This is a genomic window from Kutzneria chonburiensis (assembly GCF_028622115.1).
Taxonomy (GTDB): domain Bacteria; phylum Actinomycetota; class Actinomycetes; order Mycobacteriales; family Pseudonocardiaceae; genus Kutzneria; species Kutzneria chonburiensis.
This window is the reverse complement of the sequence record NZ_CP097263.1, coordinates 6,199,198-6,224,534: the sequence shown is the minus strand read 5'-3', so window position 1 is coordinate 6,224,534 and position 25,337 is coordinate 6,199,198. Positions and strand designations below refer to the sequence as shown.

Annotated in this window: 27 protein-coding genes; 15 read left to right on the top strand and 12 right to left on the bottom strand. The window is 69.2% G+C overall.

Annotated elements, in window-relative coordinates:
* Positions 1 to 2: 2 nt before the first annotated feature.
* On the top strand, positions 3 to 608 hold the full coding sequence (locus M3Q35_RS28205) for a TetR/AcrR family transcriptional regulator (RefSeq protein ID WP_273935558.1): 606 nt from the start codon (positions 3 to 5) through the stop codon (positions 606 to 608).
* Here M3Q35_RS28205 and M3Q35_RS28200 read toward each other — a convergent pair.
* Both M3Q35_RS28200 and M3Q35_RS28195 read right to left on the bottom strand, forming a co-directional pair.
* Entirely contained in the window at positions 605 to 1,249 is a 645-nt protein-coding gene (locus M3Q35_RS28200) for a VC0807 family protein (protein WP_273935556.1), read from the bottom strand. The genes M3Q35_RS28205 and M3Q35_RS28200 overlap by 4 nt on opposite strands.
* A complete protein-coding gene (locus M3Q35_RS28195; RefSeq protein ID WP_273935555.1) occupies positions 1,246 to 2,580 on the bottom strand; it encodes a carotenoid oxygenase family protein in 1,335 nt (444 codons plus the stop codon). The genes M3Q35_RS28200 and M3Q35_RS28195 overlap by 4 nt, the downstream gene beginning before the upstream one ends.
* 168 nt (positions 2,581 to 2,748) lie before the next feature.
* Between M3Q35_RS28195 and M3Q35_RS28190 the strand changes: the two genes are divergently transcribed.
* Positions 2,749 to 3,495 carry a VOC family protein gene (locus M3Q35_RS28190; RefSeq protein ID WP_273935554.1) on the top strand — a complete coding sequence of 249 codons (747 nt, stop codon included), beginning with the start codon at positions 2,749 to 2,751 and terminating at the stop codon, positions 3,493 to 3,495.
* 70 nt (positions 3,496 to 3,565) lie between these two features.
* Here the strand turns inward: M3Q35_RS28190 and M3Q35_RS28185 are convergent, their stop codons facing one another.
* Both M3Q35_RS28185 and pabB read right to left on the bottom strand, forming a co-directional pair.
* Complete coding sequence (locus M3Q35_RS28185; protein WP_273935553.1) at positions 3,566 to 4,027, bottom strand: hypothetical protein; 462 nt, start codon at positions 4,025 to 4,027, stop codon at positions 3,566 to 3,568.
* Positions 4,028 to 4,097: 70 nt separating this feature from the next.
* The gene (gene pabB, locus M3Q35_RS28180) at positions 4,098 to 6,029 is read right to left on the bottom strand and encodes an aminodeoxychorismate synthase component I (protein ID WP_273935552.1); all 1,932 of its coding nucleotides are present in this window, start codon (positions 6,027 to 6,029) and stop codon (positions 4,098 to 4,100) included.
* A gap of 204 nt (positions 6,030 to 6,233) precedes the next feature.
* On the opposite strand from pabB, the gene M3Q35_RS28175 reads away from it, so the two are divergent.
* Genes M3Q35_RS28175 through M3Q35_RS28130 form a run of 10 tightly spaced genes read left to right on the top strand, consistent with a single transcriptional unit; the run spans position 6,234 to position 14,890 of the window.
* The gene (locus tag M3Q35_RS28175) at positions 6,234 to 6,980 is read left to right on the top strand and encodes an MlaE family ABC transporter permease (protein ID WP_273935551.1); all 747 of its coding nucleotides are present in this window, start codon (positions 6,234 to 6,236) and stop codon (positions 6,978 to 6,980) included.
* A 2-nt stretch (positions 6,981 to 6,982) separates the two neighbouring features.
* Positions 6,983 to 7,771 carry an ABC transporter permease gene (locus M3Q35_RS28170; protein WP_273935550.1) on the top strand — a complete coding sequence of 263 codons (789 nt, stop codon included), beginning with the start codon at positions 6,983 to 6,985 and terminating at the stop codon, positions 7,769 to 7,771.
* Entirely contained in the window at positions 7,768 to 8,778 is a 1,011-nt protein-coding gene (locus tag M3Q35_RS28165; RefSeq protein ID WP_273935549.1) for an MCE family protein, read from the top strand. The genes M3Q35_RS28170 and M3Q35_RS28165 overlap by 4 nt, the downstream gene beginning before the upstream one ends.
* Entirely contained in the window at positions 8,775 to 9,749 is a 975-nt protein-coding gene (locus tag M3Q35_RS28160) for an MCE family protein (protein ID WP_273935548.1), read from the top strand. The genes M3Q35_RS28165 and M3Q35_RS28160 overlap by 4 nt, the downstream gene beginning before the upstream one ends.
* Before the next feature lie 7 nt (positions 9,750 to 9,756).
* Positions 9,757 to 10,740 (top strand): MCE family protein, encoded by a 984-nt coding sequence (locus M3Q35_RS28155; RefSeq protein ID WP_273935547.1) that lies wholly within the window; start codon positions 9,757 to 9,759, stop codon positions 10,738 to 10,740.
* On the top strand, positions 10,737 to 11,825 hold the full coding sequence (locus M3Q35_RS28150) for an MCE family protein (protein WP_273935546.1): 1,089 nt from the start codon (positions 10,737 to 10,739) through the stop codon (positions 11,823 to 11,825). The genes M3Q35_RS28155 and M3Q35_RS28150 overlap by 4 nt, the downstream gene beginning before the upstream one ends.
* Entirely contained in the window at positions 11,822 to 12,766 is a 945-nt protein-coding gene (locus M3Q35_RS28145) for an MCE family protein (protein WP_273935545.1), read from the top strand. The genes M3Q35_RS28150 and M3Q35_RS28145 overlap by 4 nt, the downstream gene beginning before the upstream one ends.
* The gene (locus M3Q35_RS28140) at positions 12,766 to 13,935 is read left to right on the top strand and encodes an MCE family protein (protein WP_273935544.1); all 1,170 of its coding nucleotides are present in this window, start codon (positions 12,766 to 12,768) and stop codon (positions 13,933 to 13,935) included. Before M3Q35_RS28145 ends, M3Q35_RS28140 begins: the two co-directional genes overlap by 1 nt.
* A complete protein-coding gene (locus M3Q35_RS28135; RefSeq protein WP_273935543.1) occupies positions 13,911 to 14,420 on the top strand; it encodes a hypothetical protein in 510 nt (169 codons plus the stop codon). The genes M3Q35_RS28140 and M3Q35_RS28135 overlap by 25 nt, the downstream gene beginning before the upstream one ends.
* On the top strand, positions 14,417 to 14,890 hold the full coding sequence (locus M3Q35_RS28130) for a hypothetical protein (RefSeq protein WP_273935542.1): 474 nt from the start codon (positions 14,417 to 14,419) through the stop codon (positions 14,888 to 14,890). Before M3Q35_RS28135 ends, M3Q35_RS28130 begins: the two co-directional genes overlap by 4 nt.
* Here M3Q35_RS28130 and M3Q35_RS28125 read toward each other — a convergent pair.
* On the bottom strand, positions 14,835 to 16,022 hold the full coding sequence (locus M3Q35_RS28125) for a multidrug effflux MFS transporter (RefSeq protein WP_273935540.1): 1,188 nt from the start codon (positions 16,020 to 16,022) through the stop codon (positions 14,835 to 14,837). The genes M3Q35_RS28130 and M3Q35_RS28125 overlap by 56 nt on opposite strands.
* A gap of 43 nt (positions 16,023 to 16,065) precedes the next feature.
* On the opposite strand from M3Q35_RS28125, the gene M3Q35_RS28120 reads away from it, so the two are divergent.
* The 3 genes from M3Q35_RS28120 to M3Q35_RS28110 all read left to right on the top strand — a co-directional run bounded on the left by M3Q35_RS28120 (position 16,066) and on the right by M3Q35_RS28110 (position 18,229).
* Entirely contained in the window at positions 16,066 to 16,554 is a 489-nt protein-coding gene (locus M3Q35_RS28120; protein ID WP_273935539.1) for a GNAT family N-acetyltransferase, read from the top strand.
* A 72-nt stretch (positions 16,555 to 16,626) separates the two neighbouring features.
* The gene (locus tag M3Q35_RS28115) at positions 16,627 to 17,634 is read left to right on the top strand and encodes a hypothetical protein (protein WP_273935538.1); all 1,008 of its coding nucleotides are present in this window, start codon (positions 16,627 to 16,629) and stop codon (positions 17,632 to 17,634) included.
* 10 nt (positions 17,635 to 17,644) lie between these two features.
* The gene (locus tag M3Q35_RS28110) at positions 17,645 to 18,229 is read left to right on the top strand and encodes a hypothetical protein (protein ID WP_273935537.1); all 585 of its coding nucleotides are present in this window, start codon (positions 17,645 to 17,647) and stop codon (positions 18,227 to 18,229) included.
* 52 nt (positions 18,230 to 18,281) lie between these two features.
* Here M3Q35_RS28110 and M3Q35_RS28105 read toward each other — a convergent pair whose 3' ends face one another.
* The 7 genes from M3Q35_RS28105 to M3Q35_RS28075 all read right to left on the bottom strand — a co-directional run bounded on the left by M3Q35_RS28105 (position 18,282) and on the right by M3Q35_RS28075 (position 25,325).
* The gene (locus M3Q35_RS28105; RefSeq protein WP_273935536.1) at positions 18,282 to 18,992 is read right to left on the bottom strand and encodes a lytic transglycosylase domain-containing protein; all 711 of its coding nucleotides are present in this window, start codon (positions 18,990 to 18,992) and stop codon (positions 18,282 to 18,284) included.
* A 373-nt stretch (positions 18,993 to 19,365) separates the two neighbouring features.
* Positions 19,366 to 19,566, bottom strand: coding sequence for a hypothetical protein (locus M3Q35_RS28100; RefSeq protein WP_273935535.1), 201 nt, complete (start codon positions 19,564 to 19,566; stop codon positions 19,366 to 19,368).
* Positions 19,567 to 19,596: 30 nt separating this feature from the next.
* Complete coding sequence (locus tag M3Q35_RS28095) at positions 19,597 to 19,794, bottom strand: hypothetical protein (protein WP_273935534.1); 198 nt, start codon at positions 19,792 to 19,794, stop codon at positions 19,597 to 19,599.
* 12 nt (positions 19,795 to 19,806) lie between these two features.
* The gene (locus M3Q35_RS28090; RefSeq protein WP_273935533.1) at positions 19,807 to 21,039 is read right to left on the bottom strand and encodes a YeeE/YedE family protein; all 1,233 of its coding nucleotides are present in this window, start codon (positions 21,037 to 21,039) and stop codon (positions 19,807 to 19,809) included.
* Positions 21,040 to 21,067: 28 nt separating this feature from the next.
* Positions 21,068 to 22,699, bottom strand: a complete 1,632-nt coding sequence (locus M3Q35_RS28085; protein ID WP_273935532.1) for a DUF6239 family natural product biosynthesis protein — start codon at positions 22,697 to 22,699, stop codon at positions 21,068 to 21,070.
* Between the two features lie 78 nt (positions 22,700 to 22,777).
* Positions 22,778 to 24,568, bottom strand: coding sequence for a hypothetical protein (locus M3Q35_RS28080; protein WP_273944496.1), 1,791 nt, complete (start codon positions 24,566 to 24,568; stop codon positions 22,778 to 22,780).
* Positions 24,569 to 24,956: 388 nt separating this feature from the next.
* A complete protein-coding gene (locus M3Q35_RS28075; RefSeq protein ID WP_273935531.1) occupies positions 24,957 to 25,325 on the bottom strand; it encodes a DoxX family protein in 369 nt (122 codons plus the stop codon).
* Positions 25,326 to 25,337: the final 12 nt, after the last annotated feature.

The following is a 25,337-nucleotide window of genomic DNA, read 5'->3' as shown; positions in this document are numbered from 1 at the left end:
GGGTGTCCGCACCCGTCCGCCGCAGAGGCCCCAGCAAGGGCGACCTCAAACAGGAGGCGTTGCTGGAGACGGCGGAGCGGCTGCTGGCGACCAGGCCGCTGGCCGAGATCGGCATCGAGGAGCTGGCCAGGGGTGCCGGCATCTCCCGCTCCAGCTTCTACTTCTACTTCGAGTCCCGGCAGGCCATGCTGCTGGCCCTGCTGTCACGGGTGTCGGACGAGCTCGTCACGCAGGTCGTCGAGTGCTGGCTGCAACCCCAGGCCGACATGCGGCACACGGTCCGGCAGAGCATCGAGCTGGCCGTCCGGATGTGGGACGAGCACGGCGCGGTGCTGCTGGCCGCGCAGAACCCGGACGCCCCGGCGGAGGCCCAGGAGTTCATGGCCGACCTGAACGGCCGGCTGGTCGCGGCGTCCGAGGAGATGATCGAGCGCAATCGCGCGACGGGGGCGGCCCCGGCGGGACCGCCCTCCGCGCACTCGATGGCCACCATGCTGGTGGGCATGACCGAGCACACCATCTCGCACAACGTGGGCGCGCTGGGCCAGGCCGAGCTGGTGGACACGCTGACCGCGATCTGGCACCGCGCGATCTTCGCCGCGGACTAGGCCTCGGTGGCCGGCTGGAGTTGGGCGAACTTGGCCTGCCGGCGGCCGGCATACCACTTGGTCCACACGGCCAGCAGCACGAACGCGACGATGATCATCACGGTCGACACGGTGACCATGACCTCGGTCGGCAGCACGAACACCAGCGGGATCCGCAGCAGCGCCTCGAACAGCAACCCGAAGCCCCATACCGCCGACAGCACCACGAAGGTGTGGCGGAACTCCGGCCGGGTCGTCCACAGCTGGGCGAACTCGGCTTCCCGGGCCGGCTGCATGCGCAGCGCCGCGAAGTAGATCAGCGGCTTGCCGATCAGGCAGCTGACCAGGAAGGCGACGCCGGCCACGAAGGTGCCGGCGGATTCCTTGACCAGCAAGAACTTCACGTCGCCGGTCAGGAACGAGAGCACGATGCCGACGGTGAACACGCCGACCATCACGGCCGAGAACAGCTGGAACTTGCGGTCCCGGGCCGCGACGACCAGCGTGCGCAGCAGCGCGATCAGCGAGCCGGCCAGCAGCGCGACGAAGTCGCTCGCCCCCAGCCAGTGGGCCACGAAGTAGGCCGCCGTCGGCACGCCGACGTCGAAAACCAGCGACTTCAGGATCGTGGCCACACCGGGCGACTTCGTGGGCTCGGTCATCGCGACAGTTCTCCGTCCGGAATCCAGGACCCGTGGAAGCCGGCCGGCACCCGACGGGGTAGCACCACCGACGCGACCGGCTTGGCGGCCACGTCGGTGGCATCGTGCACGAGCAGTTGGGAGGCAACGGCCGGATCGGTGTTGGTGGCGATCGACAGCAGCCAGCCCTCATCTTCCCCGCTGGAGTCCGCCGCCGGCACAAAGACTGCCTCTCCGGCGCGCCACTCTGCCCCGAGCTCGTGCCGGCCGATCACGCCGCGGTCGGTGTCGAACTTGACGATGGCGTGTTCGTCGACCCCGTACAGGTAGCGGTTGGCCAGGCCGACGCGGCGGTCGTCGACGGTCGGGAACTCGATGCTGCCGTCGTCCAGCTCCTGCTCGGTGACCTTGCCGGTGCTCGGGTCGAGGATCCAGCGGTGCAGCTTGCTGACGGCCAGCGAGGCGGCCTGCTCGGCCCGCGGCGCGCCGCCGATCTTGGTCCAGCTCTCGAACCAGGCGTCGCGGTCGTAGCGGACGGCGTCCAGGATGACGCGGCCCTGCCCGTCCTCACGGGCGTTGCCGACGTGGAAGACGTAGCACGGGTCGACTTCGAACCAGGTGACGGTCGGGTCGTCCTTGCCCATCACGCCGATGCGCGAGGTGTACTTGTCGCTCCACTGGTACGGCATGCCGCGGCCGATCAGCTGGAAGTCGAACACGACCGGCAGGTCCAGCCACACCACGTGGTTCCGGGTGACGGCGAAGTCGTGCATCATCGTCGGCCCGGCCACCTGCACCGGGAAGCTCGTGACGAGCTCGCCGTCGGCGGAGAGCCGGTGGTAGGTCAGGAACGGCGGTCGCATGCCGTAGTCGAAGAAGTGCAGCTCGCCGGTCTCGGGGTCTTCCTTGGGGTGCGCGGTCATGCCGGTGGTGAGGCGGCCGCCGAAGTCGCACGGCGCGACCGTCTCCAGCTCGGGGCTGATCTCCCACGGGTAGCTGGTCTCCATCAGCGCGAAGATCTTGCCGCCGTGCTCGATGACGGACGTGTTGGCCGCGCCGGCGGCGAGGTCGCGGCTGCCGTCGGGGCCGTACAGGGCGCCGCCGTCCATGCGCTTGGTGTGCACCCAGCGGTTGCGGTACCACTCGGCGCGGCCCTGGTTGAGGCGGATGCCGTGCAGCATGCCCTGGCCGGTGAACCAGTGGCCGGGGTCCTCGCCGGGCACCGGGTTGGACCCGTTGCGGAAGTAGCGGCCGGTCAGCTCGGTCGGCAGGGTGCCTTCGACCTGGAGGTCGTACGCCTCGATCTCGTCGTCGACCGGGGCCAGCTCGCCGGTCAGGTAGTTCGGAGTCATGTCCCAACGGTGACACGTGCCCTATGACATGTCAACAGTGACATGACAGAGGTGGCATGTGGGCACGCCGCGTTGATCAGGTGGACGCGGGCGGTCACGTCGTCAGGTTCGCTGACACCGGCCGGCCGGGCCGCTGGCAGAGTGGTCCGGTCGGAAAGGGAGGCAGTCATGCCCGAGGCGAGCGCCTATGCGCGCGGAGTGCCGTGCTGGATCGACATTTCCTGCACGGACATCAATGCCGGCAAGGAGTTCTACGCGGCGCTGTTCGGCTGGGAGTACTTCACCGGTCCGGCCGAGTCCGGTTACTACACCCAGGCGCTGCTGGACGGGAAGTCGGTCGCCGGGCTGATGTCGCAGCCCGACCAGCCGGTGGCCTGGACGACGTACCTCAAGGCCGACGATGCCGACCTGACCCACAAGGCCATCGTCGAGCACGGCGGGCAGCCGATGACCGAGGTCATCGACGTGATGGGCGAGGGCCGGATGATCATCGCGGCCGACCCGACCGGCGGCGTGTTCGGCGTGTGGGAGCCCGGCCGGCACATCGGCTCGCGGGTGGTCAACGAGCCCGGCGCGGTGGTGTGGAACGAGCTGTCGACACCCAATGCCGCGCGGGCGCGGGAGTTCTACGGGTCCGTGTTCGGCCTGGAGATCGGCGATCCCATGCCGGACTTCGACTACACGACGATCAAGGCCGACGGCCGGGACGTCGGCGGGATCTTCACCGTGCCGGACGCGCAGCCGGAGTGGCGGGTGTACTTCGCCGTGGCCGACACGGATGCCACCACGGCCATCGCCGACAGCAACGGGGCGACCGTGCTCACCCAGCCCAAGGACACGCCGTTCGGCCGCATGGCGGTGATCCAGGATCCCCAGGGCGCCGTCTTCGCCCTGATGTCGGTATCGCAGAACTGAGCAAATCTCGGATAAAGCTTGGAAGGGGGCCTTCCTGCACTCGGAGTGCAGGAAGGCCCCTTCCAAGCGCTCAGGCCGCAGCCGGGGCGTGGTCGGCCGGCGCGGCCGGGGCGCTGCCGGCGTCGTGGCCACCGCCGCCGCCGAGTAGGCCGCTGAGCAGGCCGGACAGCGAGTCGAGCAGGCCGCTGACCAAGCCGGTGACCGAGTCGAGGATGCCGTCGCGGGGCTGCGGGCCGAGCGCGGTGGCCAGCTGGGTGCGCTGCTGTTCGGCGCGGCCGAGGTACATGGCGATGGCCGGGCTCATGGCCTGGCGGTCGACGTCCGTGCGGACCTGGGCCAACGCCGGGGCGAGGTCGGCGACGGCGACGCGCACGGCGGCGACGTCCTTGGCCTGCCAGGCGGCGGCGACGCGGTCGCGGCCCTGCTGAACCTGCTGGGCCAGCGTCGGGGTGCTGGCCTGCGCGACGCCGGAAACGCCGAGCACGGCGGCTACCAGCGTGGCGGCGATGATCCCGACAACGGTCTTGGGCATCGTTGACCTCTGGGTGGGGTGTCGGAACTGGACGCGCTCATAGTTGACCCGTGAAGCACTTTCCGCCCGTCTAGATCACCCGATCGGGGAACTCGGCCTGGAACAGGGCCAGCAAAGGCGTTGCCTTGACGGCCGTTTCCTCGTACTCACCGTCCGGATTGGACAGTGCGACCACCGCCCCGCCGACGCCGTAGCCGACCCGGCCGGGCGTGACCACGGCGGTGCGGATGACCACGCTCAGGTCGACGGCGCCGTTGAGCGAGAAGTAGCCGACGGCCCCCGAGTACACGCCGCGGGCGTCGCCCTCAAGGCGGTCGATGATCTTCATCGTGCGGATCTTGGGCGCGCCGGTCATGGAGCCGGGCGGGAAAGCCGCCCGTACGCAGTCGACGGGCGAGGCGTCCGGCCGCAGGCGGGCGGTGATCGTCGAGACCAGCTGGTGCACGGTCGCGTAGCTCTCCACGTCGAACAGCGTCGGCACGCGAACGCTGCCCACCTCGGCCACCCGGGCCAGGTCGTTGCGCACGAGATCGACGATCATGAGGCTCTCGGACCGGTCCTTCTCGCTGGTCCGGAGCTCTTCCCGCAACGCGGCATCGTGTTCGGGGGTGCTGCCGCGCGGCCGGGTTCCCTTGATGGGCTTGGATTCCACGACTCCGTCGGCGTCGATGCGCAGGAAGCGTTCCGGCGATGTGCTGAGCACGTGCAGGTCGCCGAACTTCAGCAACGCGCCGAACGGGGCCGGGCTGGTGCGCCGCAGGAACCGGTACGCCGCCCAGGGATCCACGTCGGCCTCGACGGTGATCCGGTTGGTCAGGTTGACCTCGTACGTCTCGCCCTCGGCGATCGCCTGCTGGCACGCCGTGATGGCATCGAGGTACTGCTCCCGGTTGTGCCGCAAGGAGATCGCCGCCGGTTCGAGTGCTTCCGCCGGTTCGAGGTCCACATCGGACACGTCATCCAGCAGTGACAGCTTCGAGGGATCCAAGGCCAGCACGTAGGTTGTGTGCTCGGCGTGGTCGAACACCACGGCGTGGTCGGCGAACATCATGGCGGCGTCGGGGTGCGGCGACCGGTGTGCGGCCTCGCCGCCGCACTCGGACTTCAGCTCGTAGCCGAGATAGCCGATCCATCCCAGCGCAAAGTCGAACGGCACGTCCGCGATCGCCTTGACCGCACCGAGTTCGCCGTCCAGCCACTCGAAGAACGAGCCCTCGACGTCGGCCGAGGTGACGCAGCGCGTGCCGGCCCCCATGATCGAGAACCGGCCGATTCCGTTGCTGTCCAGCCAGAACGCGTGCTCGGCGTGACGGAACAGCTGAGCGAACACGGCTTCGGGCTCGACGGTCGTCGGCATTCGGCGCACGTGCACGCTTACCGGCTCGCCGGCGGGCCGGCCAAAGCTGGTCGTGATCACCGGTCGCGGCCGCACCGGCGTCAGGTCGGCGAAGTTGCGCAGCAGCCGGTGGCCGTGCTCGGTGCGGATCGACTCGGGATGGAACTGCACGCCCCACAACGGTTTCGTCCGATGGTGCAGGCCCATCAGCACGCCGTCCGGCGTCCAGGCCGTGGCCTCCAACGACTCCGGCAGGTCCGTCACGGCCAGCGAGTGGTAGCGCACCGCCCGCAGCGGCGACGGCAGCCCGGCGAACAGGCCCTGGCCCGTGTGCTCGACCGGCGAGGTCCGTCCGTGCCGGGGCTCGTCGGCCCGGGCGACCTTGGCCCCGTACAGATGGGCGATCGCCTGGTGCCCGAGGCACACGCCCAGCAGCGGCAGCTCGCACCGGGCGAGCAGTTCGCGGCCCAGCCCCAGGTCGGCCTGGTGCTCCGGCGTGCCCGGCCCCGGCGACACCACCACGTTGTCGAACTCGGCCAGCAGTCCCGGGGTCAGCGCCGGGTCGTCGTTGCGCAGCACGGTCGGCGCGCACCCGGTGACCTCGGCCAGGTAGTGGGCCAGGTTGTGGGTGAACGAGTCGTAGTTGTCGACCAGCAGCGTCCGCACGCGGCGACGGTAACCCGCCCGACCCCGCCCCGGGTACTCATTGTGCGCCACCGAACGGCGGCAACTCGATCGGCGAACAACCGTTCACCACTTCGAGCGACAGATCGGAAACGCGCTGTCAGCAATTGCCGCACCAAGGACTGAGCTCGCCTCACCATTTCGTGGCTGGAGTATACAAGTCGACGGTCTCGGGAAGGGGGCGTCGTGCTGCGCAAACCGGCCGCCGCCGTCGGCGGGTTCTACGCCACTTCCCTCGACTCGTTCCGGTTCGCGTTCCGCCGCCCGTTCCAGACCCGCGAATTCCTCCGCCAGGCCTGGTTCATCGCCGGCGTCTGCCTGGCCCCGACGCTGCTGATGTCGATCCCGTTCTGCGTCATCACGGTTTTCCAGCTCAACCAGCTGCTGATCGAGCTGGGCGGGGCCGACCTGTCGGGCGCGGGGGCCGGTCTCGGCGTGGTGCGGGAGATCGCGCCGCTGGTCAGCGCCCTGGTCGTGGCCGGCTCGGGGGCCACGGCGATCTGCGCCGACCTGGGCGCGCGCCGGATCCGCGAGGAGATCGACGCGGTGCGGGCGCTCGGCCTGCACCCGGTGCACCGCCTGGTCGTGCCCAGGGTGCTGGCGGCGACGGTCGTCGCGCTGTGCCTCAACGGCATGGTGACATTGGTCGGCCTGCTGGCCGGCTACGTGTTCTCGGTGTACGTGCAACACGCCAGTCCGGGCCTGTTCATGGCCAATCTGACCCTGCTGGCCGGTCCGCGCGACTTTGCCATCAGCGAATTCAAGAGCGCGGTCTTCGGCCTGCTCGCCGGCCTGGTGGCATGCCATCTCGGATTGACGGCCAAAGGCGGCCCGAAAGGCGTCGGCGACGCGGTCAACCAGACGGTGGTGTGCAGTTTTCTGCTGCTGTTCCTGGCCAACAGCCTGATCACCGCGCTGTTCCTGAGGAGCTGACGATGCTGGGATCGATCGGCCGCCAACTGGAATTCCACGGCCGCGTCTACACGAAACTGCCGACCGCGCTGCGCAAGTACCGGCGGGAAGTGTTCCGCCTGCTGGCGGAGACGAGCATGGGCACCGGCGGACTGGCGGTCATCGGCGGAACCGCGGCGGTGGTGGCGTTCATGACGGCCGCGGTCGGCGTCGAGGTCGGCCTCCAGGGCTACGCGGCGTTGAACGACATCGGCGCGGGCGCGCTGGCCGGGTTCCTCTCCTCGTACGCCAACACGCGTGAGGCCGCGCCGCTGATCGCCGGCATCGCCCTGACGGCCACGGTCGGCGCCGGTTTCACCGCGCAGCTCGGCGCGATGCGGGTCAGCGAGGAGATCGACGCGCTCGAGGTGATGGCCATCCCGTCGTTGCCGTTCCTGGTCAGTACCCGGATCATCGCCGGCCTGCTGGCCATCGTGCCGCTGTTCGCGCTGGCCGTGCTGACCTCGTTCGCCGCGACCAAGTTCGTCGTCACGGTCGGTTTCGGCCAGCCGTCCGGCACCTACCAGCACTATTTCGACATCTTCCTCAACCCGGCCGACCTGTTCTGGGCCTTCGCCAAAGCGCTGCTGATGTCGATCGTGGTCATGTCCGTGCACTGCTATCACGGCTTCACCGCCCGCGGCGGCCCGGCCGGCGTCGGCATCGCGGTCGGCCGGGCGGTGCGGACGTCGCTGGTCACGGTGCTGCTGGTGGACATGGCCGTGGACTTCTGCGTGTTCGGCAACGCCTCGACCGTGCACATCGCCGGATGAACCGGCACACTGTGCTCGGGGCCGCGTTCGTCGTCGCTGTGCTGGCGGCGTCGGCGCTGGTCGCCGCGCAGTTCCAGGGCGCGTTGGATCGGGTCGTGCCGGTGACCGTGCTGGCCGGCCGGGCCGGGTTGTTGATGGATCGCGGGGCCGAGGTGAAGATCCTCGGCGTCACCGTCGGCACGGTCCGCAGCGTCACGCCCACGTCCGACGGGGCGGAGCTCGGCGTCGGCCTCTACCCGGCGCTGATCGACAAGGTGCCGGCGGAGGTCACGGCGAATGTGGTGCCGCTGACCATCTTCGGGGCCAAGTACATCGAGCTGATCAGGCCGCACGACCCGTCGCCGCCGATCAAGGCCGGCACGGTGATCGGCGGCAGCCGGGTGGCCGTGGAGATCAACGAGACCTTCGAGCACGTGCTGGACCAGCTCAACGCCATCGAGCCCAGCCGGTTCGACCTGGCGCTCACCGCGGTAGCGGATGCGTTGCAGGGCAACGGGGACAAGCTCGGCGAGCTGGCCACGAACCTGGACGGCTATCTCCGCCGGCTCAACCCCAGCCTGCCGGCGCTGCACGACGACCTGGCCAAGGCCCCGGCCGTGCTAGACACGTACGCGGCGGTCGTACCGGACGCGATCCGTGTCGGCGACAACCTCGGCGCGACCAGTGACACGCTGCTGTCCTCGCCGCTGACCACGTTCCTGTTGTCCCTGACCAAGTTCGGCCACCAGGGCAGCGAGTTCCTCACCGGTATCGACCAGCCGCTGACCGACGCGCTCAAGATCAGCCGGCCGACCGTCGGGCTGCTGGCCGACTACGCCAGCATGTTTCCCTGTCTGTTCCAGGGTCTCGACCTGAACCGGGAACTGTTGAGCCGCAACAAGGACAGTGGCCTGCACGTCGATGTCACGGTCGGCCCCGGCGCGCAGCCGTACCAGTATCCCCAGGATCTGCCCCAGATTCGGCCCGGCACCGGGCCCAGCTGCCACGGAATGGCGGCGGGCCGATGAAGTTCCTCGTCTTCTTACTCGTCAGCGTCGTCGCCGCGACACTGGTCGCCGTGACGCTGTCCGGCCGCGCCCCCGACGGCCCGGCCGACGACTTCCACGCGATCTTCGCCGACGCCTCCAATCTCGTTGCCGGTGACGAGGTTCGGGTCGCCGGCATCCGGGTCGGCACTGTTGGTGATCTGTCCATAGCGGACTCCAATCAGGTTCGCGTGACCTTCTCGGCGCAGCGAACCGTGGACCTGACCACCGGCACCCACGCGGCGGTGAAGTACAAGAACCTGGTCGGCGACCGTTACCTGGAGCTGACCGCCGGCGACGGCCCGGAACTCGCGCCGGACGGCACGATCCCGGTGGGGCAGACCGCGCCGGCGCTGGATCTGGACGCGTTGTTCAACGGCTTCAAGCCTTTGCTGGCCGCGTTGTCGCCGGACCAGGTCAACGCCGTGTCCGGCGAGCTGGTCACGGTGTTGCAGGGCGAGGGCGGCACGATCGACGAGCTGTTGGCCGCCCTGGCCTCGGTGACGTCCACATTGGCCGATCGTGACCAGGTGATCGGCGACGTGATCACCAATCTCGACGCCGCGCTGGCCCGCGTCAACACGGCCGAGCTCGGACAGTTGATCATCGAGTTGCAGCAGCTCGTCAGCGGCCTCAACGACGACCGGGACCAGATCGGCGACGCCGTCACCCACATCGATGCCCTGACCGGCCGCACGGCCCAGCTGCTCGGCGTCGTCCGGCCGTCGCTGCGGGACGACATCGGCAACCTCGGGCGGCTGTCGAACACCTTGAACGCCAACAGGGACAGCCTCACCGCGGCGCTGGCCACGTTGCCGGACGCCTATCAGCGGCTGACCCGCGGTGCCGCCTGGGGCGGCTACTTCAACATCTACCTGTGTGGTCTCGGCATCAAGCTCGCGGACCCGATCGCACTACGCAGCGGCATCGCCCGCTGCCGGCCGACGAAGTGAGGCGCGCATGACAAGGACCTTCGCCGAACGAGATCCGGTCAAGCTGGGCGTGATCGGCACGGTCGTGCTGGTGGCGGTGGTGGTCGGCGCTTTCGTGGTGCCGACAGCGATCGGCGGACGGCCGTTCGTGGCCGAGTTCGCCGAGGTAGGCGGCCTGGGCAGCGGGGACCCGGTGGTGGTTTCCGGGCTGAAGGTCGGCCAGGTCGACGGCGTGGACCTGGACGGCGACCGGGTCGATGTCACGTTTTCCTTGACGGACGACAACGTCCGTCTCGGCCAGGACACCAGCGCGGCGATCAAGGCCGAGACGGCACTGGGGCGCAAGGAACTCGCGCTGGCCCCGGCCGGATCGGGCGAGCTGCACCGGATCCCGCTCAACCGGACGACGGTGCCGTACGACGTCACGGATGCGCTGTCGGACGTCACCTCCGAGGTGTCCCAAGTGGACACCGGAAAGGTGTCGAACGCGCTGGACACGCTGTCGGACACGTTCAAGGACACGCCGCCGCAGGTCAAAGCCGTACTGGACGGCCTGAGCCGGATCTCTCAGACGGTCAGCTCCCGTGACGCGGCGTTGCGGGACCTGTTGCTGCACGCCAACAACGTCAGCGGCGTGCTGGCCAAGCGCGACGACCAGTTGGTCCAGATCCTCACGCAGGGCTCAACGCTGCTGGCGTCGCTGAACCAGCGTGGCGCGGACATCCGTTCCCTGCTGGCCAACTCGGTCGCGGTGTCCGACCAGCTCAGCGGCCTGGTGGCGGACAACAAGAACCAGCTCGACCCGACGCTCGAGCAGCTGGACGACCTGCTGACCGTCTTGCGGCAGAACCGGGGCCAGATCGAGCAGCTGCTGGACCGGACCGGGCCGCTGGTGCGGGAGGTCGGCGAGGCCATCGGCTCGGGGCCGTTCGTCGACACCCAGGTCGGCAACCTGGTGCCGACCAACCTGATTCCGCTGCTGCCGGAACTCCTTTCCAGGGGCGGAAAGTGAACCTGCACCGGCTGACCGTCGCCGCCGTGATCGCCGGCCTGCTGGCCTCGACCACGTACGTCGTGCTGAACCCGGGCGGCCGGCGGACCGCGACCCTGGAGTTCACGCGCGCGGTCAACCTGCACGAAGGCGACGACGTGCGGGTGCTGGGCGTGCGGATCGGCGAGGTCACGTCGGTGCGGCCGGCCGGCGACCACGTCACCGTCGGCATCGGCTACGACCGGCCGGTGCCGGCCGACGCCAAGGCGGTCATCGTCACGCCCAGCGTGATCAGCGGCCGGTTCGTGCAGCTCACGCCGGCCTACACGCACGGCCCGCAGCTGGCCGACGGCGCGGTGATCGCCAAGGACCGCACGGCCGTGCCGGTGGAGTGGGACGACCTGAAGGACCAGCTCACCAGGCTGTCCAAGGCGTTGGCGCAGAACGGATCCCTACCCAAGGCCATCGACACCGCCGCGGCCAACCTCCAGGGCAACGGTGGCTCGATCCGGCAGACGATCACCGACCTGGCCAAGGCCGCGAGCACGCTGACCGCCGGCAGCAAGGACCTCTTCGGCACGATCAACAACCTGCAAGTGTTGATCACCGCGCTGAACGGGGCCGACCAGCAGGTCCGGACGTTCAGCGCGCAGCTGACCGCCGTCGCGAAGCTGGTGGACGACAACAAGAACGAGCTTTCCGCCGCGCTCAAGGCCCTGGACAGGGCGACGGCCGAGGTCGCGGACTTCGCTGCCCACCATGCGGATCGGCTCGGCGTCACGGTCGGCCAGCTGGCCGACGTGACCAAGATCCTCGCCGACGACCGGGCCAAGCTGGCCGAGATCCTGCACCAGGCGCCGACCACGCTGGCCGACACGCTGGCCCTGTTCGACCCGAGCACCAACACCTTGCAGGCGCGGCTGGCCATCAACAACACCCAGGACCTCGCCGGCTTCACCTGCATCACGCTGTTCTCCCTCGGCGGCACGCCCGACGAGTGCCGCAAGACCCTCGATCCGTTGCTGCACATGCTGGACATGAACACGGTCCCGGTCGCCCTCAACCCGCCGAGCCTGCCGACCCTGCTGCTGGGCGGTGGCCGATGAGGATCTTCCTGGCGGTCGCCCTTGTGCTCGGCCTGACGGCGTGCGCCCGCGATTCCTTCACTGTCGAAGCCGAGTTCGCCAACGTGGCCAACCTGGTGCCGGATGCCGAGGTGAAGGTCGATGACGTCACGGTCGGCCGGGTCAGCGAGGTCCGCCTCGACGGCTGGCACGCCCGGCTCACGCTGGAGCTGGACGACGGCGTCCGGCTGCCGGCCGACGCGACGGCCAAGATCGGCCAGAAGAGCCTGCTGGGGGCCGAATACGTCGAGCTGAACCGCCCGTCCGACGCACACGGGCAGCTCCGCCAAGGCGACCTGATCCCGTTGACCCGGACCGACCGCTACCCGGAGACGGAGGAGCTGCTGGCCGGATTGTCGTTGTGGCTCAACGGCGGCGGCCTTCAGAACCTGCGCGGCATCTACAACGAGGTGGACAAGGCGCTCGGCGGTCGCGAGCGGACCACCCGCGTCCTGCTTGACCAGCTCCGCACCTTCACCACCAGCATCGACGGCCAGAAGGACGCCATCCTCAGGACCATCGACGCCCTGGACAACCTGGGCAAACCTCTCGCCGCGCAACGGGATCAGCTGTCCGACGCCCTCGATCACGTCACACCGGGCGTGACCCTGCTCAACCAGCAGCGCACCAACCTCACCGCTGCCCTGACGGCGTTGACGTCCTTCGCCACCGTCGCGACCAAGGTCATCGACCACACCCAGGACGATCTGCACGCCGATCTCGACAGTTTGAAGCCGATCCTGGCCGATCTCGTCGCCTCCGGCGACGCGCTGCCCCGGTCGTTCGACGTCGCCGGCACGCTGCTGTTCCCGTTGTCCACGTTCCGGAACAGCTTCCGCGGCGACTTCGTCAACGTGTACGCGAGCGTCGACTTGTCCTTGCAGGCGGTCAATCCGCTGCTGGCCCCGCTGGGCGGCCGCTGATGTTCAGCCGGCTGGTCCGCATCCAGCTCGCCGCGTTCTCGGCGCTGACGATCTTCGCCCTGTCGGTGATTGCCGTCGACTACCTCGGGGTGAGCGGCGGCAGGTACACCGTCACCGCGGACTTCACCGATGCCTCCGGCCTGTATCCGGGCGCGGAGGTGACCTACCTCGGCGTGGCCGTCGGCAAGGTCGCCTCGATGGATCTCGGCACCGACGGCGTCACCGTCGCGCTGGAACTGGACCAGCCGGTGCCGGCCGCGCTGCGGGCCGAGATCCACAGCACCTCGGCCATCGGCGAGCAGTACGTCGACCTGTCGCCGCTAGGTGACACCGACGTAAGAGCTCACGACGGTACACGTATTACCGTCGACCACACCAAGCCGATGACCCCGACCGACACGCTGCTGACGAGCGTGGACGAGCTGGCCAAAGCCGTACCGACCGACCGGCTGCGGACCGTGCTGACCGAGGTGACGACGGCCTTCCAGGGCTCGCACGACGATCTCCGCCAGCTGCTCGACCAGGCTTCGCTGCTGGTGCACGACGCGACCGTGAACGTCGGTCCGACCACGAATCTGATCAACGGGCTCGGGCCGTTCCTCGACACCCAGCACGACCTGGACGGCCAGATCCGGTCGTACACCAGGGATCTGGCCTCGTTCACCGACCAGCTCCGGTACAGCGACAGCGACCTGCTCGGGCTGATCACCACCGTGCCGACCTTCGACGACCAGGTGCTCGGCCTTCAGGACCGGCTGCGGCCGACGCTGCCCATGCTGCTGGGCAACATGATCGCCACCGGGCAGGTCGTCCGCACGTACCTGCCGGGCGTCGAGCAGTTCCTGTCCGACTACCCGGCCACCGTGGCGCTCATCCAGAACATGCTGCTGGCCCACCACGGCGACATCGCCGCCACGCTGCGCCTGAACATCAACGACCCGCCGCCGTGCACGACCGGCTTCCTGCCCAACCCGCAGCGGCGGGATCCCAGCGACACCAAGGACATCGCCGCGCCGAGCGACCTGTACTGCAAGGTCGCGCCGGCCGATCCGCGGGTGGTGCGGGGCGCGCGGAACACGCCGTGCCTGAACGTGCCCGGCCAGCGCGGTCCGAGCCCCGAGCAATGCCGAGAACAGGAGCCCACATGGCAGAAGTTGCTGGTGAAGTAGTGCCGTGGCGGCGGCGGATGCTCACCGCCGCGGCGATGGTGCTGGCGGCCGCGCTGGTCGCCGTCGCAACCCTGTTGCTGCTCAAGCTGAACGACGCCAACGCCGACGAGGACAGCCGGCAGTCGGCGTTGCAGGTGGCCCGGCAGGTCGCCGTCGACCTGACCACGGTCAGCAAGGACACCGCGCAGCAGGACGTGACCCGGCTGATGGGCGTGGCCACCGGCTCGTTCAAGGACCAGTTCGCGCAGCAGGCCGACGTGTTCCGCAAGGTCGTGCAGCAGGCTTCCGTGACGTCCAAGGGCACGGTGGCCGAGGCCGGCGTGAGCAGCGTCGACGGCGACACGGTCACCGTGCTGGCCGCGGTGTCCGCGACCGTGCAGAACGCCGACGCGCCGAACGGGGAACAGCGTCAGTACCGGATGAAGATGCAGCTGCACCACGAGGGAGACCGCTGGCTGGTCTCGGATCTGGAGTTCGTGCCGTGAGATTCGTGCGATTGGTTGCCGCCGCGGCGGTCGTGGGCCTGGGTGCGGCCGTATTCCTGCTGTACCAACGGGTCGAGCATTCGTCCGAAGTGGACTCCGCTCGACAGTCGGCGGTCGAGGCGGCGCGGACGCGGTTGCCGCAGCTGCTGTCGTACGACTTTCACACGCTGGACCGCGACCTGGCCGGCGCCCGTGCCGGCACCACCGGAGCCTTCCGTGACCAGTTCGTCGAGCTGACCACGAAGGTCGTTGCGCCGGCCGCGCAGCAGCAGGAGATCGTCACCAAGACCACCGTCGCCGGCACGTCAGTGGTCAGCGCCGAGGTGGATCGCGTTGTGCTGCTGGTGTTCCTGGACCAGGTCACGCAGACCAAGGCCGACCCGTCGTCCCGGATCGACGGCGCTCGGGTGCGGGCTACCCTGCAACGACAGGACGGCCAGTGGCTGGTTTCCGCGCTGACGCCCGTGTGAGCAGCAGGAAGGCCAGCAAGGCGGCGACCGCCACCGCGGTCATCACCACGCCCATCGACACCGCCGAGCTGGCCAGCGGCGCGGCCGCGCCGCCCATCAGGAACTGGGCCGTGCCGAGCACCGCCGAGGCATTGCCGGCCTTGTCCGGGTGATCGTTCATGGCCAGCGCGACGCCGTTCGGAAACACCACGCCGATGCTCGCCGCCAGCACGAACAGCGCCGGCAGCACGCCGGCCAGGCCGAGGCCGGTGAGCACGGACAGCAGCAGGGCCACCGCACTCACCACCGTGCCGACCAGGCCGGCGGCCAGCAGCAGGCGCGGCGTGAACCGGCCGAGCAGCCACCGGTTGAGCTGGCTCGCGCCCATGATGGCCAGCGAATTCACGCCGAACACCAGGCTGAACAGCGGCGCCGACAGGCCGTAGGTGTCCTGGAGCACGAACGAGGAGCCGGAGATGTACGCGAACAGCGCGGCGAAGGCCAGCGCGCAGGACAGGGCGTAACCAAGGAAAACCCGGTCCACCAGCAGGGAACCGATGGACAGGCTGCCCCGGTGTCGGCGTTCGCGGGGCAGCGTCTCCTTCATCGTGAGCGTGCACATGACCAACAGGAGCAGCCCGATCACCGACAGGACCACGAAAACGCCGCGCCAGGTGGTCCAGTGCAGCACCACCGCGCCCAGCGCCGGCGCTACCACCGGGCCGAGGCTGTTGACCAGCATCAGCAGTGAGAAGAACTTGGCCAGCTCACGGCCGTCGAACAGGTCCCGCGCGACCGCGCGGGAGATCACGATGCCGGCCGCGCCGCCCGTGCCCTGGACCAGCCGCAGGACGGTCAGCGTGATGGCCGACGGGGCGAAGATGCAGGCCGCCGAGGCGAGCAGGTAGATCACCAGCCCGACCAGCAGCGGACCGCGCCGGCCGAGCCGGTCGGACAGCGGGCCGGCGATCAGCTGGCCGATCGCGAGGCCGATGGTGCACGCCGTCAGCGTCAGCTGGATGTCCGACGGCGTCGCTGTCAGCTCGCGCGCCATCGCCGGGAAAGCCGGCAGGTACATGTCGATGGACAGCGGCGCGAACGCCGACAGGCTGCCCAGCACGACCGCCAACCAGGCCGTTCTCGCCTTCGTCACAATTGGCCAGGATACGTCCCCCGAATGGCGTAAGGTCCGATCCATGATGGCCGTCACGTCGATGCTGCCCGTCCACTCGGCCGCCGTGCTGGCGATCTACCAGCTGGGCATCGACACCGGTCAGGCCACCTTCGCCACGTCGGCCCCGTCCTGGGCCGAGTTCGACTCGGGGCATCTGTCCGACCACCGGTTCGTCGCGCTGGACGGGGACCAGGTGCTGGGGTGGGTCGCGTGTTCGCCGACGTCCAAGCGGGCGGTGTATGCCGGGGTCGTCGAGGAGAGCGTGTACGTGCACCCGGACGCCCATGGGCGTGGGGTCGGGCGGGCGCTGCTCAACGCCGTGATCGCCAGCTCCGAGGCCGCCGGCGTATGGACGCTGCGGGCCGGGATCTTCCCCGAGAACACCGCCAGCCTTGCCCTGCACGAGAAGCTGGGCTTCCGGGTGATCGGCGTCACCGAGCGGGTCGGGCAGTTCCACGACGGCCGGTGGCGTGACGTCGTGCTGCTGGAGCGGCGTAGCTCGACCGTCTGATGTGGATTGTCGTGCCGGCGGCATGACATCTGTCGTGGGTGGATCACCGATTGCGGTGCAAGACTCGAGATCATGCGAGCCAGGGGAATCAACTACGACACCGGTTTCACGCCCGGTGGCAAGCTCAGCCGGATCGGGTTCGAGCCCGACGAGGTCCGCCGTGAAATGCGGATGATCGTCGAGGACCTGCACTGCACGGCCGTGCGGATCACCGGCTTCGATCCCGAGCGGATCGGTGTGGCCGCCGGCATCGCCGCCGAGCTGGGGCTGGAGGTGTGGTTCGCGCCGTTCCCGTGTGACCTGACCGCCGACGAGATGCTGCCGCTGTTCGTCGACTGCGCTTCGCGGGCCGAGGCATTGCGCGTTGGCGGGGCGTCCGTCGTGCTCGTGCTGGGCTGTGAGATGAGCCTGTTCGCCCAGGGTTTCCTGCCCGGCGACAACGTCTACTCCCGTATCGAGGGCATCATGACTGCCTCGCCCGAGACCTACGCCGCCTTCGCCACCGCGCCCGCCGCCGTCGCCGGGTTCCTCCGGACCGCCGTTGCCGCCGCTCGTGAGCGGTTCGGCGGGCCGATCACCTACGCATCCGGGCTGTGGGAGGACATCGACTGGTCCCCGTTCGACTTCGTGTCCGTGGATGCCTACCGGGACAAGGAGAACGCCCCGACCTTCGTCGACCAGCTGGTCGCTCGCACCAAGCACGGCAAGCCCGTCGCCATCACCGAGTTCGGCTCCAGCACCTACACCGGCGCCGGCGAGCGCGGCGGCATGGGGTGGATGATCGTCGACGACAAGTCCGACCCGCCGGTGATCGCCGGCGACCACGTGCGGGACGAGCAGGAGCAGGTCCGCTATCTCGAGGAGCTGCTGCCGATCTTCGAGGAGGTCGGCGTTGATGCCGCCTTCTGGTTCACGTTCGCCTCTTACGACACCCCGCACACCGCCGATCCCCGTACCGACCTCGACATGGCCGGCTACAGCGTGGTCAAGCTGACCGACCAGGGCTTCGTCCCCAAGGCCGTCTTCGCCGCCCTGGCCTCGGCCTACGGTTCGGCCGCCACCGAACCTTTGCCGCACTAGCGTTTTCGGTATGGACTTGGACCTGCCCGTCCCGTCGCCCACCCCGTCCGTCGCTTGGCTTCGGGCAATGGTCGCCCGGTTCAGCTCCGGCCCCGACCACCAGCGCCGACGGGCTCTGGCCGTGGCCGAGCTGGCCAGGATCGATCCCGCCGCATTGCGGCAATTGGCCGCTTCAACCACGTGCAGCCCGGCCGAGGTCTTGGGCCAGGCCTTGGGCATCGAGGTCGGCGACGCCGTCTCCGTCGCCGCCCGGTCGTACCACCCTCACACCGCCACCACCCCCGAGGCCGACCAGGCCGTCACCCACCTCGTGCAGCTCTTCGGCGGCGTCCCCGACGAGCTCACCGCCGCACGGATCAGCCTGCTTATCCAGAGCTGCGACGCCACCACCGCCCTCGTCGCCAATGCCCGCAACCACGCCAGCATCGCGGACACCCTCCGCGACGACCCGCCCCTACGCGAGACCCGTCGCGTTCGTGACGGCCAGGTAGTCCTGGTCAGCCTCGACGACCGGCCTTTCGGCGCCGGCACCCACGAATGCCCCGGCCAGGCCCACGCCATCGCCCTGGCCGAGGGCATCCTGTCGCGACCCTGATCACTTCTTGCCCAGCAGCCCTCGCGATGTCGCCACCGGCGTGGTCGGGCCGCTACTTCTTCCCCAACAACCCGCCAACCCCGCCCAACAACCCGCCCACCACGGCGTCCAGCACATTCGGCGGCGTGGTCGTGGTTGTCGTGGGCGGCGGTGTGGTGGGGGAGGTGCAGGTGGCGGGCGGCTTCGCGGCCGTCACCGGGGTGGAATTCGCGGCGGCACCGGTCGCCGGCCCGGTGCAGGTGGGCGGCGTGGAAGTCCCGGTAGTGGGCAGTGGGGTGGCGGGCGCGGGCGGGGCAGGCACGGCCGGGATCGCGCTGACGCCGCCGGAGTAGGTGGTGATCCACTGGAACACCTCGGCCAGGTAGGCGCCGGAGTGGTTGTAGCTGAGCACGGCGTTGACGAGGTCGCCGTTGAGCGACAGGTCGCGGCCGTCGGCGCAGAGGTAGTCGGCGGCAGAAGCCGTTGCGTCCCAGACGTTCTGGGGATCGGCGACGCCGTCATGGTTGTCATCGACGCCCCAACGGGCCCAGGTGGACGGCAAGAACTGCATGGGTCCGACGGCATGCGTGCCGTCGAGGACCTCGGGACCGACGATGGGTTCGGTGACGGTGCCCCGCGAATCGACCTGGCCGCCACGGGCGTGATTGGACTCGACCTTGCCGATGCCGGCCAACACCGGCCACCGCAGATGGCACGAAGGCGAGCGCTCGGCGGCGTGCTGGTAGGCGGCGAGCAGCACGGCGGGAATGCGGTTGTCGGTCACGGTGGCGACGGGCCGGTACGCGACGACGTGCTCCGGGCGGACGACCTGGACATCGGACCGCTGGTGCGGCGCAACGGGAGTGACTGCCGGCGGGACAACGTGATCGGGCGCGGCGACGGGCCGGGGGAGACCACGGCGGGCGGGGTGGTGCTGGCCACGCAGGTGACGGCCAGAACGCCGGCGAGTGCGAGCAAGCCGGTGCAGGCGCGGCTGGACAAGGCGACTCCGATCAGGGGAAAGGAAAGGACCGTGGCCCGGCGGGACGACGGGCCGGGCCACGGTGGGTCAACGGCTCGGAACATCCGGCCGACGGCCTGCGAGACGGATCGCAGGCCGCCGAGCGGCCGGATGCCGAGCACGGTGGGTCAGCAGCTCAGAACAAGCGGCCGACGGCCTGCGAGACCGACTGCAGGGTGCCGAGCGGCGGGACGCCGAGCACGGTGAACGTCCAGATGTTGTTGAGCGAGCTGGTGTCGGGCTGGTCCACGACGGTGACGCCGTCGGCCAGGGCCGGCGACGCCGCGCCGACCAGGGCGGCGGCGACCAGGGTGGTGGTCACAAGTGCCTTGCGCATAAGGGTTTCCTTCCTGTACAGCCTTGTTGTTCAGCCGCTGATGAGCTTCAGCAGGCCGTCGACGGGAGCCAGGGCGGTGGTCGGCAGCGGCACGGTCGGGCCGAGCAGCGAGCCGACGTCAACGCCGGGCAGGGCCCAGATGGGCAGAGTGTCGGCGCTGGCCGAACCGGCGCCGAGGGCGAGGAGCGTGGCGGTCAGCAGGCCGACTGTAAGAGCTTTGGGCGTCATGGGTCTTACCTTTCAGCAGACGGAATCGGTGGGTTTGGGATTGCCGAGCCCGAACAGCGGGCGCAGCGGGACGCCGACGTAGGTGCCGACGATGGCGGCGGCGCCCCAGAGCCAGCCGTGCAGGCTGAAGGAGGCGACGCCGGAGAAGTAGGCGCCGATGTTGCAGCCGCCGGCCATGCGGGCGCCGAAGCCCATCAGCACGCCGCCGATCACCGCGCCGACGGCCATCTTCCACGGCACGGCGCGGTGCAGCACAAAGGCGCCGGCCAGGGCCGAGGCGATCAGGGCCCCGAGCATGATGCCGAAGTCCATCACCGACACGCGGTCGGCCAGCACGGAGGCGTGCAGGGCGGCGGCGTTCTTCGGCACCGTCCAATAGGGAGCGTGGGAGATGTCGATCCCTATCCAACCAAGGAACTTCGCTCCCCACAAGGCGAACGCCGCGGTGATTCCCCACGGGCTGCCGGAGATGAGCAGCGTCACCGCGTTGAGCACGGCCAGCAGGATCGCGCCAACCCACAGCGGCCACGCGCCGCGCAGCACCCGCGTCCAGCCCCGGGCCACGGGAGCCGGCTCGATGGGCGGCGGGTTGCGACGTCGTTGCAGCAGCAGCGATCCGCCCGCGATGGCCGTGATGATCAGGAACGAGAACAGCACACCGCCCCCGTACCCCCAGGGGGTGTCGGCCAGCGACACCGTCGGGCCCAGCGACTGGAGGTAGGCGATCCAGTTGGCCGCGAACGCGCTGCCGATCGAGCCGAGGATGAAGCCGCCCAGCGTGTAGAGGATCGCCGTCTGCCCACTGCCGACCGCGAACAGTGTGCCCGACGCGCAGGATCCGCCGATCTGCATGCCGATGCCGAAGATGAACGCGCCCAGCGCCACCCCGATGCTCGCCGGAAGGATGATTCCCTTGGGCGCGCCGGAAAGTCCGATGCCGGATTGCAGGATTACCGCGAACAGCGCGACCGCGACCGCGAGCATGAGCATGTGGGCTCGGATCGCCGCGCCCTGGCCGACGGAGACGATCTGCCGCCACGCCGAGGTGAACCCGAAGCGGGAGTGGAACAACACCAGACCCAGCGCCAGGCCGACCACGTACAGCAGGGCCAGCTTCCAGCCCGCCGCGTGGTAGACGGCGAAGCCGAGGACCGCGGCCACGGCCGTGCCGACGACGATCACACCCGATCTGGCCGACGGCGCTTCGACCGCCAGCACGGGCAGCCTTTCGTTGGCGACAGTCATCTTCCCTCCTGGGGACGTAAGCCGAACGTCATGACAGCGGTCCCGAGATCGGGACGATGGTGCCGTTGGGGACCCATTGGCCGGGGTAGGCCATTTCCATGCCGTCCATGGTGTTGTCCATGGGCATGGCGTCGACCTGCGCCGAGGCGTACAGCCGGACCGACGGATCCGACTGCTGGCCCTGGGCGGCGAGCCACTCGTCGAGCCCGCCGATGGCTCCGGTCTCACCGGGGAAGGCGTTGGCCAGCGCGACGGTGTAGGCCAGGGTCTTCGGGTCCCGGGGATCGAAGCGGAGCGGGACGGCCGAGCTGACCACGGATTTGAGCAGGGGAGCGGTGAGCAGCCACGGGGCGAGGTAGATGCCGTTGATGTAGGTGGGTTTCCGGGTCTGCTCGACGGCGACGCGAGACAGCGTGTCGGCGGCGGTGGACCAGCCCGAGACGACGACGAGGGCGCTGTTGGGCTGCTCGGTGTCGAACACGGGAAGGCCGGCCCGGCGCACGACGTCGGCGGCGGCCCTGGCGCGAGCCGAGTCGTCGCCGACGACGGTGATGGCGGAGATCTTCCGGCTGGCCAGGAAATCCACAAGCTTGTGGACAGCCTCGGCGTCACCTGTGGACAACCCATCGCTGGGGCAGGAGGTTACCGGGACGCGGCTGCCGCCGATGAGACCGCCGAGGGCGGCGTTGGCGCACTCGGGGTCGACAGTGCGACCGGCGGGGCCGGAGCCGGTGTCGACCGGAACCGTGGATTCCTTGCCGGCTATCGTGATCTGCAAGGTGCTGCGGCCGGGTGGTAGGTCGACGGAAGCCCAAGCCCCGTTCGTGCCGGGTCTTGGAACAGCATGCACGCCGTTGACCACGGCTTCGGCCGGCAGGTGGACGAGGTTGCGGCCGGGGCGTTGCGGGACAACGAGAACCGGGGTGCCGGCGGCTGAGCCGAGCAACGGAACGCCCGGTGTGGGCAGGTCGGCGGGACGGGGAATGGCGCCGAGGGCGGCCCACGCCAGGTAGGAGACGACGACCAGCAGGGCACCGACGGGGTAGAGACGGTTGACCGGCAAGGTGATCGTCAATGCGGTGACAACGATCGGGAGCAGGGCGACGACCACCAGGGCGATACCGAAGCCGGTGTCGTAGAGGCGGCGGTCGAAGCCGACGCCGGACACGGCGATCTGCAACACGCCGGCCAGCGCCAGCACGACGGCCAAGGTCAGGGCCAACGGGCGAAGACGGCTGGAGGTCGGCCTGATCAGCGTCAATCCCAGCCAGGCCACCACGCCGACGGTGAAGCCGGTGTCGGCCAGGAACTCGATCCCCATGTGGCTCAAGGAGATCTCCGAGATCAGTACCACCAGCAGGCCGAAGCCGAGGTAGGCCGACGGCGTGCGCCAGCGCAGTGCGGCCGGCACGGCGACGGCCAGCACCAGCTGCCCGACAGCGAAAACCACATTGCTCTCGAGCCACAGCAAGGAGATCAGGTCGGCCGCGGCCGTAACGGCGGCGGCGACCCACGCGATGACGAAGGTGTTGCGGCGCACCGAGACCACGGTCGGACGCAGCAGGCCGATACCGGCGACCGTGGCCGTCGCCAACAGCAGCACGATCCTGAGCAGCAGCACGGCAGGGGGCACTCCGGTGACGGAGGTGTCCATGCCCATGTCGGTCATGTTCAAGGCAATCCCGCTTCGCCTAGGAGCGGGTGGCGCCGCGGTCGGGGCGGCGCCACCCGCTCGCCGTTACTTCACGTCCGCGTCAGCGACGACGAACAGTTCCGAGTGCGGCTTCGCGTTGCCGAAGTCGCCGTGCGGCCAGGACTTCCGGTTGAAGTTGATGCCGACCTGCCCCGTGTACTCGTCACGGAACGCGGTGTCGACGGTCAGCTTGCCGTCCGGGCCGATGTTCACCATGTTGACCTTGTGGTCGCCGTCGATGCCGGACCGCGCCACGAAGTAGTCCGACACCGCGACCCGGGCCGGGTTGTCGGTCTCGTGGTAGTAGCCGTCCGAGCCGATGGTGAAGTTGTCGTAGGTCCCCCAGTGCGGACCCTGCCCCGGCGTGCTCGGGTTGATCGCCGCCGCACCGACCAGCGTCGGGCAGTCCGCGCCGCCGCCGTTCTGTGCCTTGGCAATCGTGTCGATGTTGCAGGTGTACGAGGAGCCACTGGACAGCAGCTTGCGAATGTCCAATGTGTACACGCCGCCGATGGTGCCCGGGTCGTCGGCCGACAGCACGCCCTTGGGCCGGCCGATCACCGCGTGGTACAGGTAGTGGTCGTCCGGGCTGACCTGCACCCAGCCGCCGTTGGTGCCGCCGCCGTTGGCCTCGGTGGCGTTGGGATTGAACGCCTTCGTGGCCGTCCCGTCGTCGAACACCTCACGCCAGTGCGGCTCCGCCGCGGTGATGTCCGGCGTGTAGAAGATCGCCCCGCCCTGCATGGTCTGGGCGAACGCGCCCTTGTGCCCGGGCTGGTTGGTCACGGTGTTCTCCATGACCGCACGGCTTTCCGCGTGCAGCGGGTCGGCCGGGTTGGCCCGCGGACCGTCCGGCAGATAGCTGACCGCACGCAGCCTCGGGTTGTTGCGGTCGGAGATGTCCCAGGTCCGGATGGTCGGCCGGCGCAGGTACGGCGACGGCTGCTTGACCGGGTCCAGGATGATGTTGCGCGGCTCGGCGTAGTCGCTGGTGATCAGCGTGTTCAGGTCCTCACGGGCCTGGATGCCGTGCGGGTTGGCGCAGGTGGCGCTGCCCAGCTGCGGCAGGTTGTCGCACAGCTTCGAATCGTCGCCCTGCGGGGTCGCCGCCGGGGACTGGGACAGCACCTTGGCGTTCTGGTCGAAGTGGATGACCTCGCCCGGGCTGCCGGCGAAACCGTTGCCGATCACCGAAGAGCCGTCGCCGTACACGTACGGGCCGGGCACGACCGGGCCGCCCATGTAGGTGCCGTACGCGGTGCCGTCCTTGAGCGTCCAGTACGCGTCGGGCACGGAGCCGCCGAGGGTCTGGCTGGGCAGGCTGATGCCCTTGAGCTTGAGCTGCGGCAACGACGACACGTCGAACGCGTAGGTGGCCGCGGCGAACAGCGCGCCGGCGTAGATGGTGTCGCCCTTGTGCCACACGTACTGCATGTGGTGCGGCTCGTTCTCCACCAGCGGGCCGACGGTGGCGGTGTTGACCACCTTGCCGTAGTCCGGCGAGCCCTTGGTGGCGTCGATGACGGCGAGGAAGTCCGGGCCTGGCAAGGCATTGCGCACCTTGGTCAGCCCGCCGCCGAGCGTGCCCGGCAGGTTCTTGATGTCCGGCACGATCGTGTCGGCGATGTTCTCGTCGCCGGCCCAGACCAGCAGCCATTCCTTGCGGCTGGTGGACTTCGCGGCGTACTGCGGCACCAGGTGGTTGGTGACGGAGTAGTCCTTGCCGTCCGAGCCGGTCACGTGCTCGGTGCTGACCTGCACGTCCGCGTACGCGGACGTGCCGGCGGCCGGGAAGAAGGTGGCGCCGGCCGCGACCAGCACGGCCGCGCCCACCATCCCGGCCCTGCGCCGGCCAGGCGGATTTACAGACATGTGTGCTCCCGATTCGCAAAGTAGAAAATGCGCGCGACTGACCGACCGGACACCGATTTCGATGTTCGGGCAAGCGCTTTCACCGGCTCCCGAACATGTCGGTCACCGATGAATGTGAGATGGCCTCAGCGGCCGAGACAGAGGTCGCTGGCCTGCCTCTGCAGGTCGACATGCCGGCGAATGGTCAGATAGACCCCGCGCATCATGCGCAAGATGATGCTGCGTTCGGAGTAACTTGTCAATCAGTTCCCCAAGGGCGGGAAATGCCACCGATTGGGTGAAACATATTGACGTGTCGGTGACCGACAAAAAGGCCGCCGGCATGCCGGCGGCCTTTTGTTAATTGGTCTGGTCAGCCGAGGAAACGACCGACCGCCACGAAAGTGGCCAGTAGCAGGAGAATTCCGTTGGCCGGCAACGGTTGCCGCTCGCCCCGGGTGAGGTGGACTCGGATCGCGCCGATCTGCACGATGACCAGTCCAATCGCGGCGATCGGCGTCAGGATCGGGGCGATTCCGGTGAGCTGCGGCAGGATCAGGCCGAGCGCGCCGAGCACCTCGACCGCCCCGACGGCCTTGACGCCGGCGTCGGAGGTGTCCTTCATCCAGTCGAACCGGCCGGACGCCACCAGGTCGGCGCGCGGGCGCACGACCTTCATGCCGCCGGCCGCGAGGTAGACCAATGCCAGCAGAACCTGCACGACCCACAGGGCGATGTTCACGGGATTCCCCAA